We start from the raw sequence: 13,581 nt of genomic DNA on the forward strand, positions 1-13,581 counted from the left end.
CGTCACGCGGTCGATTTCGGAGAACACTGCGCGATGTGACCGATGTGCTACCGCAAACCTCGCCCGGGCCGCGCGGGGGGATCACCGCTCCCCCGCCTCGGCGCGGGCTGACCGTTTCGACCGGCTTGGCCGGACTCTCCCTCGACGCCATGGCCTCGGTGTCCTACGGCCCCGAGGCGATCGTGCTGGTCCTGGCCGCCGCGGGCGCGACCGGACTGGGCTTCACCCTGCCCGTCACCGCGGCCATCGTGGTGCTGCTGGCCGTGCTGATCGCCTCGTACCGGCAGGTCATCGCCGCCTTCCCCAACGGCGGCGGCGCATACGCCGTGGCCCGGGAGCGGCTCGGTGATCGCACGAGCCTGGTCGCCGCGGCGTCGCTGATCGTGGACTACGTGCTGAACGTGGCCGTGTCCATCGCCGCCGGTGTCGCGGCGCTGACCTCGGCCTTCCCGCAACTGCTGCCCTACACCGTGTGGCTGTGCCTGGGCATTCTGGCCGGGATCACCGTGCTCAACCTGTACGGCATTCGCGAGAGCGCGCGGGCGTTCATGGCCCCGACCGTGGTCTTCGTGCTCGGCATCCTCGCGGTGATCGTCGGCGGCCTGCTGCGGTCGGAACCCGCGAGCGTGGCCACCGGATCGGCGGTGGCGATCGACGCGCACACCATCGGCGTGCTGCTGTTGCTCAAGGCATTCTCCAGCGGGTGCGCGGCACTGACCGGCGTCGAGGCGATCGCCAACGCCGTGCCGTCCTTCAGCGAGCCCGGGGTGCGCCGTGCCCAGCGCGCGGAAGTGGCGCTCGGGGTGCTGCTCGGCGTCATGCTGCTGGGGCTGGCGGCCCTCATCCAGAAGTTCGAAGTGCATCCCGTCGAGGGCACCACCGTGCTCTCCCAGCTCACCGAGACCGCGCTGGGGCACGGAATCGCCTACTACGTGGTGCAATTCGCCACCGTGATCCTGCTCGCGCTGGCCGCCAACACCTCCTACGGCGGCCTGCCGACACTGACCAAGATCCTCGCCGACGACAACTGCCTGCCGCACCGGTTCGCGGTCAGCTCGCCGCGCGCGGTGTACCGGTACGGCGTACTGGCACTGGGCGTTACGGCCACGGTGCTGCTGATCGCCTCCGAGGGCAACATGAACGCCCTGGTGCCGCTGTTCGCCATCGGCGTCTTCGTCGGGTTCACCATCGCCCAGTTCGGCATGGTGCGGCACTGGCTGGCGGTGCGGACCACGGGCTGGCGCCGGCGCATCGCGCTGAACGGGCTCGGCGCGACGCTGACCTTCGTGGCCGCCATCGTCACCACGACGATGAAGTTCACCGAGGGCGCCTGGCTCATCGTGCTCGTGCTGCCGCTACTGGTGTTCGGCATGGAGCGAATTCGCAAGACCTACACCAGGATCGATGGATACCGCGGCGCGGGATGTGTGCCCGCGGCGCCGCGCGCGAGCGATATCGCCATCGTGGTGCCGGTCTCGGAGGTCTCCGAGCTCAGCCGCGAAGCCCTCTCGGCCGCACTGTCACTGGGCCGCGACGTGACCGCCGTCCACGTCTGCCTGCCCGGGGAGAACATTCGCGTCTTCACCAAGGAATGGGAGACCTGGCATCCCGATGTGCGGCTGCTGCTGCTCGAGGACGGCGACTCCACGGTCGGCGGGCCGGTGGCGCGCTACGTGCGCGACAACTTCGCCGGCCGCCGCAAGGTCGTGGTGATCGCGGAAGTAGAGCCGCCCGCGGGCTGGAATCACCTGCTGCCCAGCCACCGCAGCGACGAACTGGAACGGGTGCTGCGCAAACTGCCCGACACCGTCGTCTGTCACCTGCGGATACCGACCGCCTGATCCGGCCCGCCCCGCAGCAGGGCCCGGATCGGGGGACGGCGGCCCCGGCGACTTCGGTCGCCGGGGCCCCGTGCTTGTTCGAAAGCGGTTGTCGCCGTGCCGGTTCGGATCGCGTGGCGTTACCTCGACCGATCTCGGATGCAACGGCCGACCGCCCGGCGGGTGGAGGTCATCGCACTGGCATGCCGGCGGCGGATCACCGCGACCACGGCCGGCCGGTTCGAGCTCAGTTCGTCCCGGGCGGGAACGACTCGGCGTTCTTGTCGCGGAAGGTCCGGATCAGGCCCTCCTGGACCACGACCGCCACCAGTTCCCCGCGCTGGTTCCAGATCCGGCCCGCGGTCAGGGCGCGGCCGAAGCCCGCGGACGGAGACTGCTGGTCGTAGAGCAGCCAGTCGTCGGCGCGGAAGTCGCGCAGGAACCACATCGCGTGATCGAGCGAGGCGTTCTGGGTCGGTGAATCCGGGTGCGGCACCTTGGACGACCCGAGCAGGGTCATATCGCTCATGTACGCCAGGGTGCAGACGTGGAACAGCGGATCCTCGGGCAGCGGATGGCGGTACCGGAACCACACCTGCTGCTGGGCGGCCAGGCCGTCGCGGCGGGCCACCTGCTCCTGCGGCACGGTGCGGATGTCCCAGTGCTCCCATTCGCGCATGGCCCACAGGCGTTCCGGGCTCATGGTGGTCATGGCGTCGGGCAGCTCGTCCGGCGGCGGCACCTGCGGCATCTCGTCCTGATGCTCGGGGCCCTCGTCGCCGGCGGTGTGGAAGGAGGCCGACATGGTGAAGATGGCCTCGCCGTTCTGGACCCCGGTCACGCGGCGGGTGCAGAACGAGCGACCGTCGCGAATCCGATCGACCAGGTAGACGGTCGGCTCGAGCGGGTTTCCGGGCCGCAGGAAGTACCCGTGCAGCGAATGCACCTGGTAGTGCGGGTCAACCGTGCGCACCGCCGCGACCAGCGACTGACCCGCGACCTGTCCGCCGAACGTGCGCGGCAACTGCGTCTTGGTGGACGCGCCGCGGAAGATGTCACGCTCGAGCCGCTCTATTTCGAGGGCCTCTTCGATCGTCGCCATGCACGTCCCCTTCCGGATTGTCCGGCTCAGGCTAACAACCGGGGACCGGCGATCGGGCGGACGGTACCCGTCCCGAGTCCGCGTGTCAGGGCGGGTGGCGCGGACGCGGGAAGGGGCGTACCCAGGAACTATGGGCGGTCATCCCGAGCGCACGCCCTTCTACGGGGCGCTGATGTTGATCACGGTCCTGGTCAGCGGGCTGTGGGTGCGCGATCTGCCGTGGACGTGGGTGCGGGTGCTCTGCTGGATCGGGTTGATCATGCTCGGCGCGGCCGGACTGCTGATGACCTTCCGCGACTACTCCTGACCGCCGCGCCCGGCATGATGGGCTGGTGCCCGCGTTCGCCCCCATCACCCCCGATGCCCTGACCGAACTGGTCGCGGACCGTGCGGCCGAACTGCCCGGGTTCGCGATCGTCGCGATCGACGGGGCCGACGCCGCGGATCCGGTGTCCTTCGCGCACCAGGTCGCCGATCACCTGCGCACGCACGGACGCCCGGCCGAGGTGGTGTCGCTGCACGATTACGTCCGGCCCGCCTCAGTGCGGCTGGAATACGACCGCGACGACGAATTCACCTACCGCACAGGCTGGTTCGACTATCCCGCACTCACCCGCGAAGTGATCGACGCGCTGCACGAACACGGGCGGTGGCTGCCCGCCCTGTGGAACGAGTCGACCGATCGCTCCGCCCGCGCCCGAATCCGCACCGCCCCGGCCGGATCCGTGGTGCTGATCGCCGGGCCGATGCTGCTGGGCCGGGGATTGTCCATCGATCTCTCGGTCGCCCTGCACATGTCCGAAGCGGCGCTGCGCCGGCACACCGCGCCCGAGAACGGCTTCACCATCACCGCGTCGGTCGAACATCGGCGGGCGCATCCGCAGGAACCCGACCTGTTGGTCGCCTGGGATCACCCCGACCGCCCGGCGGTCCGGCTCAGCCCGGCGGATCGGCGCTGAGCCGGGAGCGCTCGCCGTCCGGCGTCAGTCCGGCGGAGCGGCGCCGAGCCGCCCGGGCCGGGAACGCTCGGCGGTCACCAGGCCCGCGAGCAGCAGCGCCTCGCCCGCGTTGCCCAGCGGCGGGACCGCGAACGCGGCCCCCGACGCCACCGTCACCCCGATGACGCCGAGCAGCGGCCAGTACAGCCCCTCGCGCCGCCACAGCACCACGCACGCGACGCAGAGCAGGGCGATGACGACCAGCGTCGGATACGGCGGCCCGGCGGGATGTTGCGCGGTGTAGCGCAGGGTGTCCGCGTAGTCCCGGGTTTCGAGTTCGAGTCCGGCCACCTCGCTCAGCAGGGCCCACGCTATGAGCGCGACCGTCGCGAGCCAGGCCGCCCACACCGGGAACCACCGCATGCGCACGCGGTCCGCAGCCCAGACCACCAGCAGCGGGGTGAGAATCGCGTGGCCGAGGAAACGGCCCATGCTCAGGGCGTGCAGCAGGTCTCCCTCACCGAGTAGCGACCCGAGGCCGATGATCGCCGAGTCGTAGGCCACGCCCACGCCCACCAGGCGCAGCAACCACACCCGCGGTTCGCGCAGCGCGGCCGGTAGCGCCGCGACGCAGGCCAGCTGGACCGCCGCGATCGCCAGCATCAGGACGGACACCATGGGCTACCCACTCTCGGTGAATTCGGGGCTCATCGGCGAACCGTCATCCAAGATCGACTCACGCGCACATACTGAGCACGAACAGTATGAAACACCACTTTGTCGAAGTCGGTGCGGTCGCCGCGGGAGTTGCCATGAACCATCGAGGACCGGCGTTGACCGCCGTCGCCGCCGCCCTGCTCGCCGCGTTCTGCGCCGGGCCGGGAGCGCCCGCGGGCACGGCGGGCCCGGTGCTCGGCGGTGAGATCGCGATTCCCTGCGCGGCATCGCAAGTGCGGCAGAGCGCCGAGTGGTACCTGCCCGACGGCGAACCGCGCGGAATGGTCTGGGTGCAGCACGGATTCGCGCGCAACTCCGGCAATGTCGCGTCGCTCGCGCGGACGCTGTCCGACGCCGGCTACCTCGTGTTCGCACCCAGCCTGCCGTTCTTCGATCTCGCGGGCTGCACCCTGCAGAACCTGGGCGACAACACGCCGTTCCTCGACGAGGTCGCCGAGCTCTTCGCCACCGCGGGCGACCCCGCCGGTCCGCTGGCCCGCAGCCTGTCCGACGCGGCCGCCCGCCAGGGTGTGACCCCGCCCGCCATCCCCGCGAACTTCGTCTTCGTCGGGCACTCCGCGGGCGGCGAGGCCGTGGAGTACGTCGCCCACAGCCTGCACGTGCGCCACCCCGCCACCTGGGACCACCTGCGTGGCGTGGTGCTCCTGGACCCGGTGAAGTCGTTCCTCGGCTCGAACACCGACCGCGCCCTCACCGACCTGGACGGCACCGACCTCCCGATCCTCGCGATCTCCGCACCCCCGTCCCTGTGCAACAACTTCGGCACCGGCACAACGGCTCTGGAGTCCCTGCTACATCGCCCCTTCCTCGGCGTCCGCCTCCCCGCGGGCACGCACACCGACGCCGAGGGCACCAGCTCCGACGCCCTCGGCGAGGCGTTCTGCGGCACCCCCGACGCGACGAACATCGACTCGGTCGAGCTGCTCACCGCGGGCTGGGCGGGCGACTTCTTCGCCGGCGCGACGACCGCCGACTTCTACGCCGCCGCGACCGCAGCCGGCGCCGAGGCGGTCGCCGCGGTCCCCGGCGCGGTCCCCCTCCGCGGCGCCGTCTGATCGACCGGAGAGTCACGGCAACCGACGTGTTGCCAGACCGACCGAATCGGGTGGAACCTGGGGAACGGGCACCGACAACGAGGAGAGCGCGACGTGAGGTCACCCCGAGGCCCGGGCATCGAGCTGCCCGGCACGACGGCGAGTGCGCGGTGAACCGGCGCGAGACAGTTGCGCACCAAGGGTTTCCGGCCGAGCCGAGCTACCCGAACGTAGGTGCGACCGCCCCGGCCGCCGAACGGTGGACCGACCCCGGCACGGGGTTCCGCCGATTCGAACGGACCGTCCCCCTCGGCCGCGGCGACGCCCTGTGGGACTCCGCCTCCGAGGCCCTGATGCACTGGGAAGTGAAACGGCGCAGCGGATTTCGCGTAACTCCCCTGTCCACCACCGCCCTACGGGCAACCCTAAACGCCGACTACCGAATAACGGCCACCCTCGGCCCCGTCGAGATCCACGAACCCGCCCGGGTGGTGGCGGTAGTAGACACCCCGACCCGCCGCGGCTTCGCCTACGGGACGCTCCCCGGCCACCCGGTCTCCGGTGAGGAGGCGTTCATAGTGCACCGCACCCCCGAAGGCACAATCCACCTGACCCTCCGCTCCCTAACGCGCCCCGCCCCCACCACCCCCTGGCGCCCCCTGTTCCCCATCCTCCTTGTGCCCCAACGCCTCTACCGCCGCCGCTACCTCCGCTCCCTGCTCCCGGACTCGCCTGTCGGATAGCCGTGCCACCATGGGCGCGTGGCGGACATCGATCTCTACGAGGCAGCGGGGAAGATCCGGGACATGGCCTGGGTGAGGCGGTCGGTGAACTCCTCGTGGGCGTCTTCCAGCAGGGGGTAGTGGACGGCGAAACTCCGCCAATCGACCGCCGCCGCCCGGGACCGGATGCCGTTCGGACCGCCGAGGCCCCCGTGCCAGTATCTTTCGCTGTCTGCGGTCGCGAACAGCCGGTAGAGCAGGGTGTCCGGGAGCTCGGCGGGGGCGCAGTGCTCGGCGAGCAGGACCGCGTCGTAGAGATCCTTGCCGGGTGTCACGTCGTACTCCTCCCCCAGCCACAACAGCTTCCACGCCAGGCTGAGCGACCGGCTCGCCGCGTGCAGGGGCGCCGGGGGACCGGAGCTGCCGAAACGCGGGATATCGACGCGAACGGGAGCGTCGAGCAGCGACTCACCGAAGGCGAAATCGAGGTGGAGCGCGCCGTAGCCGCGATACGGGCACTCCCACGACAGTTCGAGCCTTCGGCCCGGGGTGCCGCTGTAGGTCCAGATCCGGCGCTCGACCTCGTAATCCGACCGATGAGCCGCCAACCGAACGGTGCCCCCGGATCGCGACAATGCCTCGGCCCGGTCGGAGATCTCCTCGAACATGTCGTCCACCGAATCGGAGTCGATGCGCCGATCCTCGGGCCGGACAACGAAGTCGAGGTCGCCGGGTTCGCGGGCCAGCGCGCCGAACCATGCCTTCAACAGCACGCTCCCCCGCAGCACGAGGTTGTCGGCCCAGCTCGACAGGGCAATCGCCCCGACGAGATGGTCCATGGCCTCGCGGCGCGCATCGAGCCACTGCTCGGCCATGTCCCGATACAGAAATCCCTCGGCTGCGGCGACGTCGTAAATAGTCCGCTCCCAGGGTGATTCGGTCACCGAGGGGAGCGATCCGACTGAGGCTCCAGGGCTGCGGCTATGCGGTGGGGATCGCCGAAGCCGCGCTGGAAGGCGGGGTAGGGGCGGGTCGTGCGGCGGGACTGCATCGCGGCCACCGCGTCGGCCGCGGTGCGGAGCGAGGTCGATTCGCGGCCCATCAACTCGCGGGTCACCACCAACTGTTCGACCGTCGAGGGTGGGCGGGCGGCGAAGGTCTGCTCGATGTAGTCGGGTAGCGGGCCCGTTATCCGGTTGCGCAGGTAGGTGACCCGGCCGGTCAGGGTCAGGGCCACGCGTTCGTAGAGGGTTTCCAGGCCGGGTGGGAAGACCGGGGCCACTGCCACCACCAGGCGCCAGATGAAATCGTCTCGCGCGCGGTCGAGGTGGGGGTAGGCGGCGGCGAAGCCGTCCCATTCCACGTTCTCGGCGGCGGCCAGCAGCGCGTCCAGGCGGGTGCGGGACTCCGGTGACCAATAGCATTCCACGTCACCCAGGCCGAGCACCTCGTCCAGGAGCGGACGGGGAACGGTGCAGTGCTCGGCCAGCAGGACCGCGTCGTACAGGTCCTTGCCGCTCGCGCCGCCCTCGTCCATGTCGGCGCCGAGCCACAGCAGCTTCCACGCCAGACTCAACGGCCGGGTCGCGGTCCGCAGTGTGACCGCGGGCCCCGGAATCCCCAGGCGCGCGATCGCGGTGCGCACCGGCGCGTCCGGCAGCTCCTCGCCGAAGGCGAAGTCCAGGTGCAGATCACCGCGACCGCGCTCGGGGCACTCCCAGGTCAGCTCGAGCCGGCATCCGGGCACCCCGTTGTAGGTCCAGATGTGCTGCTCGATATCGGAGACGAACGGCTCGGCGTCGATACGCACGGTCCCCGCGATCCGCGAGAGCGCCGCCGCCCGCGCCGCGATATCGGGCAGCATGCGCGCCACCTCCGCGTCGTCGATCCGCCATTCGACCGGCGTCACAACGAAATCCAGGTCCCCCGGTTCCCGCGCCGCGTCCCCGAACCACGCCTTCAACAGCGCACTGCCCCGCAGCACGAGGTGGTCCACCCAACTCGACTCGGCGATGGCCGCCACGACGATGTCCATCGCCTCCCGCCGGGCGGCCAGCCACCCGCCGGCGTCGGCGCCGTCGAGCCCGGAATGCTCGGCGGCCGGATCGTAAACAGCACGATCCCAAGTTGTTTCGCTCACTACCTCAACCCCGACGCGATCTCGTGCGGATTCATACGGCTCACGCTAGCCCCCGTCTCGAGCCCCCGCGCCACCACCAGATCGGCGACGTCGTCGAGGGAATGCTCGGCGGGACCGAGGATCTCGCGCAGCAGGACGAGCAGGTGCGCGGTCGGCGGATGGGGGCGGTCGATCAGCTCGTCGATCACCACCTGCCCCCGCGCGGCGTATCGCGCACGCTGCGAGTCGATTTCCAGCGCGAGGAACATGGCTATCGCGTCGTACAGCGGTGCGCCGAGCCCGGGTGCGAACGCCGGCGCGAGCGCCACCGTCAATCGCCAGATCATCGCGTCCTGCTCGTGCGCCAGATCCGGACGGTCCTTGGCGAACTCCGCCCAATCCACTTGGAAGACCGCGTATCCCAGGTTCGCCAGCGAGAGCTGACCGACCACCCGCTCCAGCAGATCCGCGGTCGGCGTCGAGTTCTCGGCGAGCAGGACCGCGTCGTACAGATCCTTGCCCTCGGGGTAGACATCGGTGTAGATCCACAGCAGCTTCCACGCCAGCGACAGCTCCGGGCTCGCGGCGAGCAGCCGGGCCGGCGGCCCGCCCGCACCGACGCGCTCGATCTCGGTCCACGCGGGATCCTGCGGCAGGCTCTCGTTGAAGACGAAGTCGAGTTGCACCGTGCCGGAAGGGATTCCCGGCCGCGTGGAGGTCCACGGCAGCACCAGCCTGCGCCCCGGCACCCGATCATAGGTCCAGATCTCACCGTCGATCGCCCCGGCCGCGTCGATGCGCACATCGCTGTCCTCGGCCCGCGACTCCGCCGCCGCCCGCGCCGCCAGATCCCCGAACATCGAGGTGGTCCGATCCGAGCCGACCTCCCACCCCCGATCCAGCACGACGAAATCCACGTCGCCCGGCTCCCGCGCCGCAGCGCCGAACCACGCCGCTAGCAGCACGCTCCCCCGCACCATGAGCTGTCCCGCCCACTCCGACCCGGCCACCGCCGCCAGCACGTGATCGATCGCCGCCCGCCGCGCCGCCAACCATCCCGCCGCCCGGCTCGCGTCCTCGAAATGCGGCTCACTCAAACGCATCCCGTACGAGAACCCCGCCGCCGCCGGGTCGAACACCGGCCGCTGCACCACCCCGTACCCCGGCACCGGCCGCAGGGTGTGCGGCAACCCCCGCCCGGCCCGCACCTCTTCCGACGGCGCCTCCCCCGGCACGACCAGATCGGCACTCCACGGCCCGTACCCGAGCTCGTCCCACGATGTCGCAGTCACGACGTCCCCTCCTTCGTTGCGGTCCACCCGATCGGGCGGACTCGATATCGTTCGCCACGCCGCGCTTCCGCGGCATCCCGGCCCGTCAGGACGATCCCGCGCCGACGAGCCGCGGATCCGGCCGACCGGCAGCGATCCCGGCCCGCGCCCACCGGGCCGGCAACTCCGCCACCTCGGAGATCCAGCCCGCGCGCCGCGTCGGATCGGCCGCGTGCGGCTCCGCCGGCCACGAGCCGAACCCCGGCCTCACGACCGCGCGCCGAGCTCGTCGATCCAGCCCGCGTCGACGGACTCGTCGCTGTCGAATACGACGAACTCCCTTTCCACGGACAGGATCTCGTAGCCGCCCGACTCCAGCTCCGCCAGCAGCGCCCGTACGCGCGCGGCGGCGGTGACGTCCCCTACCAGCCGGCAGCGCTGGGTGACGAACCGCTCGGCGCGACCGTCGGGACGGGTGCGGCGGGCGTTGGCGGACAGGTGGGCCGCGTGGGCGGCGGCGGTCGACGCGAGGGCGGCGGTGTCGGCGCCCGGCGGGAGCAGCAGCTTCACGTGGTGCTCGAAGTAGTAGTCGGGGCCCATCGCGCGAGCGCGAGGGTCATCGCCGGGTACGCCGTCGGCCCAGGGCGTGGCCTCGATCTTCGTGCGCACCACCGGAAAACCGGCCGCCGCGACATCCGCCACCAGCCGCTGGACCGCATCCCGCACCGCGTCGTACTCGCCCGTGAAACCCGCCGTCAGCATCGGCTGATCGCAGACGCGCCCGCGCGCGAGCCGGATATGGGTGAACTTCAGATCCCGTGCGGCGGCGTAGCGTTCGAAGGCATCGAGGGAGGCCGGGGAGTCGGCGCGCACGGTCACGTGCGTCTCGAACTCGCCGCGGAAGGTCGGTGGCGCGGTCATCACCGCCCCATCCTGGCAAAGCGGGCACCCCTACGTCACGGCGGTTTTCGGGCGATGGGCAGATCCTCAGCCGTCCATGCGGCGGTGGCGGGGGTCGAACTTCTCGGTCGGGAAGTCGTCGGCGCGAAAGCGCGGGCGCGGGCGGTCTTCGGGACGGAAACGGCGCCTGGGCCTTTCGGGCACGGGCCAGTATCGGCTGGCGTACTGACCGCGGATCCGGCTCAGGTCCGGCTCCTCGATATCGGTGATGCCCACCTGCAGCAGCAGGAGCATGGTCACCATGCTGACCGCGATGATCAACGGGGTCAGCAACTGGCCGGCCTGCGCGCCCGACGGCGCGCTCACGTGCTCGGCGACATGCGCCCGCATGGCGAACATCCCGGTGTAGTGCATGCCGCACACCGCGATTCCCATGATCAGCGCCGCGCCGGTGGTGGCCACGATGCCGTCCACGTGCAGCGCGAACCACAGCGCCGCCGTCGCCGCCACCACCGCGACCACCAGCGACAGGAACACGATCCACGGATCGAATCGCACGGCCACATCGGTTTTCATGGCGTACATGCCCGAGTAGTGCATGGCCCCGACCCCGAGCCCGGTGATCGCCCCGCCGACGCAGAGCGCGAAGCCCTCGCCCCCGTGCCGGTTCACCACGATCGACAGGCCGAGCCACACCACGCCCATCGCGATCACCGCGCTCAATATCGTCACCGGGATGTCGTAACGAATGGTCGCGTTGTGCACCGAGAAGCCGAGCATCGCGATGAAATGCATAACCCAGATCCCGGTGCCGCCCAGCGCCACCGCGCCCGTCGCTATCCAGCCACCGTGCCCGGAATACCCGCGCGCCCGCACCATGCAGCGCAGGGCCAGCAACGACCCGGTGACCGACATGACATACGCCAGAAGCGGAGTCAGCCACCCGTAGGTGAACTGATTGATTTCGAGCATGCGGGCTCCTTGCCGGAAGGCTGCGCCGGGACCGTCCCACCGGCGGCTGAGCCGAACATTAGCGACGAACCACCAGGTAGTAAATTTGTTCCGGCACAATGCGAAAAAGTTGCCGGGGTCAGCTGAAACCCAACTCCGCAGGACAGCAACGGTGCGGCGCGGCGCACGACGGAATCCATTGCCACGTATGGCATCCTTGACATTTCGCCATTCTCAGCAAATGGTTGCGCATCGTGAAACACACTGCGGCACAGCCCCGCCGATTTGTCTAGGGCCGGAGGCACCGAACCACGGTCACATTCGGCATCGAGACCGCGAAAAGGGTAGTGATACAAAAGAACCGCCGGATGATCTCGAAAGACCATCCGGCGGTGAATTCGATACGCGGAGAGCGCTTACCAGCCGCGCTCGGCGAGCCGGTGCGGCTGCGGGATCTCCTCGACGTTGATGCCGACCATGGCCTCACCCAGGCCACGCGAGACCTTGGCGAGCACGTCGGCGTCGTCGTAGAAGGTGGTGGCTTTGACGATGGCGGCCGCGCGCTGAGCCGGGTTGCCGGACTTGAAGATGCCCGAGCCGACGAACACGCCCTCGGCGCCGAGCTGCATCATCATCGCGGCGTCGGCCGGGGTGGCGATGCCACCGGCGGTGAACATGACGACCGGCAGCTTGCCGGTCTCGGCGACCTCGCGGACCAGCTCGTACGGGGCCTGCAGTTCCTTGGCGGCGACGTACAGCTCGTCCTCGGACAGCGAGGTCAGGCGACGGATCTCGCCGCGGATGGTACGCATGTGGGTGGTGGCGTTGGAGACGTCGCCGGTGCCGGCCTCACCCTTGGAGCGGATCATGGCCGCGCCCTCGGTGATACGGCGCAGCGCCTCGCCCAGGTTGGTCGCGCCACAGACGAACGGCACGGTGAAGTTGAACTTGTCGATGTGGTTGGCGTAGTCGGCCGGGGTCAGCACCTCGGACTCGTCGATGTAGTCCACACCGAGCGACTGCAGGATCTGCGCCTCGACGAAGTGGCCGATACGGGCCTTGGCCATGACCGGGATGGAGACCGCGGCGATGATGCCGTCGATCATGTCCGGATCGGACATGCGCGAGACGCCGCCCTGGGCGCGGATGTCGGCGGGCACGCGCTCGAGCGCCATGACGGCGACGGCGCCGGCGTCTTCGGCGATCTTGGCCTGCTCGGCGTTGACGACATCCATGATCACACCGCCCTTCAGCATCTCGGCCATGCCGCGCTTCACGCGGGCGGTGCCGATGGAGGGGGTGGTGTCGGACGAGGTCACGGCAAACTCCTGTGTCATCTGGGCCAATCGGGGATTCACTCGAATACGAACATCCTGATTCTAAGCGTCCACTCGAGGCCACTTCATAGCCAGTTGGGCGCCACTGGACTGCCTGGCCTCGCGGCCAGTAACGCACATCACAGCGGACAGGCTAACCCGCCGCAACAGGTGAGAGCCGAAGCACGCTGGACATGCGGCGGGTCAGGTCCGATGGGCCCTGGAACTGCAGCCGGCCGGTGCGCACGGCGTGGTGCAGCGGTATGCGCCCGAGCCACACCTGATAGAGCGAACTCACATCGGAGGCGATGGTGACATCGACCGGAAAACCCGGATCGGAGTCGCAGACCGAGGGCACACCCCCCTCGACCACGATCCAGTACCGGTGCGGATCATCGCTGAAACGGACGTAGAGCACGTGCCGCTTGCCCGGGAACGAGGACGTGTCCAAGCGCGTGTGCATCCACCACACGAGCAACTGGGCATCGAGCTCCGCGGGCTCGGGTTCCCCGAACGACCACCGCGCACCCCAGGCCCCGAGCCCGAACAGCACCGGTTCCAGCTCCCGCCCGGCATCGGTCAGCACATACCGAACATCCACTTTCTCGACCGATCCGGCACGCTCGAACTGGCTTGACGTCCTCTCCACCTTGAAGGGCGGGGATTCCTG

General features: G+C 69.9%; 14 protein-coding genes. 5 read left to right on the top strand and 9 right to left on the bottom strand.

Annotation, left to right across the window (positions count from 1 at the left end; genetic code table 11):
• Nucleotides 1-149: 149 nt before the first annotated feature.
• Nucleotides 150-1,841, top strand: coding sequence for an APC family permease (locus ACWDOP_RS11100; RefSeq protein WP_456345006.1), 1,692 nt, complete (start codon nt 150-152; stop codon nt 1,839-1,841).
• A 226-nt stretch (nt 1,842-2,067) separates the two neighbouring features.
• Here ACWDOP_RS11100 and ACWDOP_RS11105 read toward each other — a convergent pair whose 3' ends face one another.
• On the bottom strand, nt 2,068-2,922 hold the full coding sequence (locus tag ACWDOP_RS11105) for an acyl-CoA thioesterase (protein WP_354988825.1): 855 nt from the start codon (nt 2,920-2,922) through the stop codon (nt 2,068-2,070).
• A 130-nt stretch (nt 2,923-3,052) separates the two neighbouring features.
• On the opposite strand from ACWDOP_RS11105, the gene ACWDOP_RS11110 reads away from it, so the two are divergent.
• Complete coding sequence (locus ACWDOP_RS11110; protein ID WP_456344905.1) at nt 3,053-3,229, top strand: hypothetical protein; 177 nt, start codon at nt 3,053-3,055, stop codon at nt 3,227-3,229.
• 25 nt (nt 3,230-3,254) lie between these two features.
• The gene (locus ACWDOP_RS11115; protein ID WP_456344906.1) at nt 3,255-3,881 is read left to right on the top strand and encodes a hypothetical protein; all 627 of its coding nucleotides are present in this window, start codon (nt 3,255-3,257) and stop codon (nt 3,879-3,881) included.
• 24 nt (nt 3,882-3,905) lie between these two features.
• Here ACWDOP_RS11115 and ACWDOP_RS11120 read toward each other — a convergent pair whose 3' ends face one another.
• Complete coding sequence (locus ACWDOP_RS11120) at nt 3,906-4,538, bottom strand: hypothetical protein (protein WP_456344907.1); 633 nt, start codon at nt 4,536-4,538, stop codon at nt 3,906-3,908.
• Nucleotides 4,539-4,672: 134 nt separating this feature from the next.
• On the opposite strand from ACWDOP_RS11120, the gene ACWDOP_RS11125 reads away from it, so the two are divergent.
• Both ACWDOP_RS11125 and ACWDOP_RS11130 read left to right on the top strand, forming a co-directional pair.
• Nucleotides 4,673-5,653, top strand: a complete 981-nt coding sequence (locus ACWDOP_RS11125) for an alpha/beta hydrolase (protein ID WP_456344908.1) — start codon at nt 4,673-4,675, stop codon at nt 5,651-5,653.
• A 149-nt stretch (nt 5,654-5,802) separates the two neighbouring features.
• Nucleotides 5,803-6,375, top strand: coding sequence for a DUF1990 family protein (locus ACWDOP_RS11130; protein WP_456344909.1), 573 nt, complete (start codon nt 5,803-5,805; stop codon nt 6,373-6,375).
• A gap of 35 nt (nt 6,376-6,410) precedes the next feature.
• Here the strand turns inward: ACWDOP_RS11130 and ACWDOP_RS11135 are convergent, their stop codons facing one another.
• The 7 genes from ACWDOP_RS11135 to ACWDOP_RS11165 all read right to left on the bottom strand — a co-directional run bounded on the left by ACWDOP_RS11135 (nt 6,411) and on the right by ACWDOP_RS11165 (nt 13,512).
• Nucleotides 6,411-7,298 (bottom strand): nucleotidyl transferase AbiEii/AbiGii toxin family protein, encoded by an 888-nt coding sequence (locus tag ACWDOP_RS11135; RefSeq protein WP_456344910.1) that lies wholly within the window; start codon nt 7,296-7,298, stop codon nt 6,411-6,413.
• Nucleotides 7,295-8,494 carry a nucleotidyl transferase AbiEii/AbiGii toxin family protein gene (locus ACWDOP_RS11140; protein WP_456344911.1) on the bottom strand — a complete coding sequence of 400 codons (1,200 nt, stop codon included), beginning with the start codon at nt 8,492-8,494 and terminating at the stop codon, nt 7,295-7,297. The genes ACWDOP_RS11135 and ACWDOP_RS11140 overlap by 4 nt, the downstream gene beginning before the upstream one ends.
• Complete coding sequence (locus ACWDOP_RS11145; protein ID WP_456344912.1) at nt 8,494-9,765, bottom strand: nucleotidyl transferase AbiEii/AbiGii toxin family protein; 1,272 nt, start codon at nt 9,763-9,765, stop codon at nt 8,494-8,496. The genes ACWDOP_RS11140 and ACWDOP_RS11145 overlap by 1 nt, the downstream gene beginning before the upstream one ends.
• 246 nt (nt 9,766-10,011) lie before the next feature.
• Entirely contained in the window at nt 10,012-10,665 is a 654-nt protein-coding gene (locus ACWDOP_RS11150) for a hypothetical protein (RefSeq protein ID WP_456344913.1), read from the bottom strand.
• Nucleotides 10,666-10,731: 66 nt separating this feature from the next.
• Nucleotides 10,732-11,616 carry an MHYT domain-containing protein gene (locus ACWDOP_RS11155; protein WP_456344914.1) on the bottom strand — a complete coding sequence of 295 codons (885 nt, stop codon included), beginning with the start codon at nt 11,614-11,616 and terminating at the stop codon, nt 10,732-10,734.
• Between the two features lie 395 nt (nt 11,617-12,011).
• Nucleotides 12,012-12,914, bottom strand: coding sequence for a pyridoxal 5'-phosphate synthase lyase subunit PdxS (pdxS, locus tag ACWDOP_RS11160; protein ID WP_454207265.1), 903 nt, complete (start codon nt 12,912-12,914; stop codon nt 12,012-12,014).
• A 151-nt stretch (nt 12,915-13,065) separates the two neighbouring features.
• Complete coding sequence (locus tag ACWDOP_RS11165) at nt 13,066-13,512, bottom strand: SCP2 sterol-binding domain-containing protein (RefSeq protein WP_456344915.1); 447 nt, start codon at nt 13,510-13,512, stop codon at nt 13,066-13,068.
• Between the last annotated feature and the right edge of the window lie 69 nt (nt 13,513-13,581).

It is taken from the genome of Nocardia sp. NPDC003693, assembly GCF_053981095.1.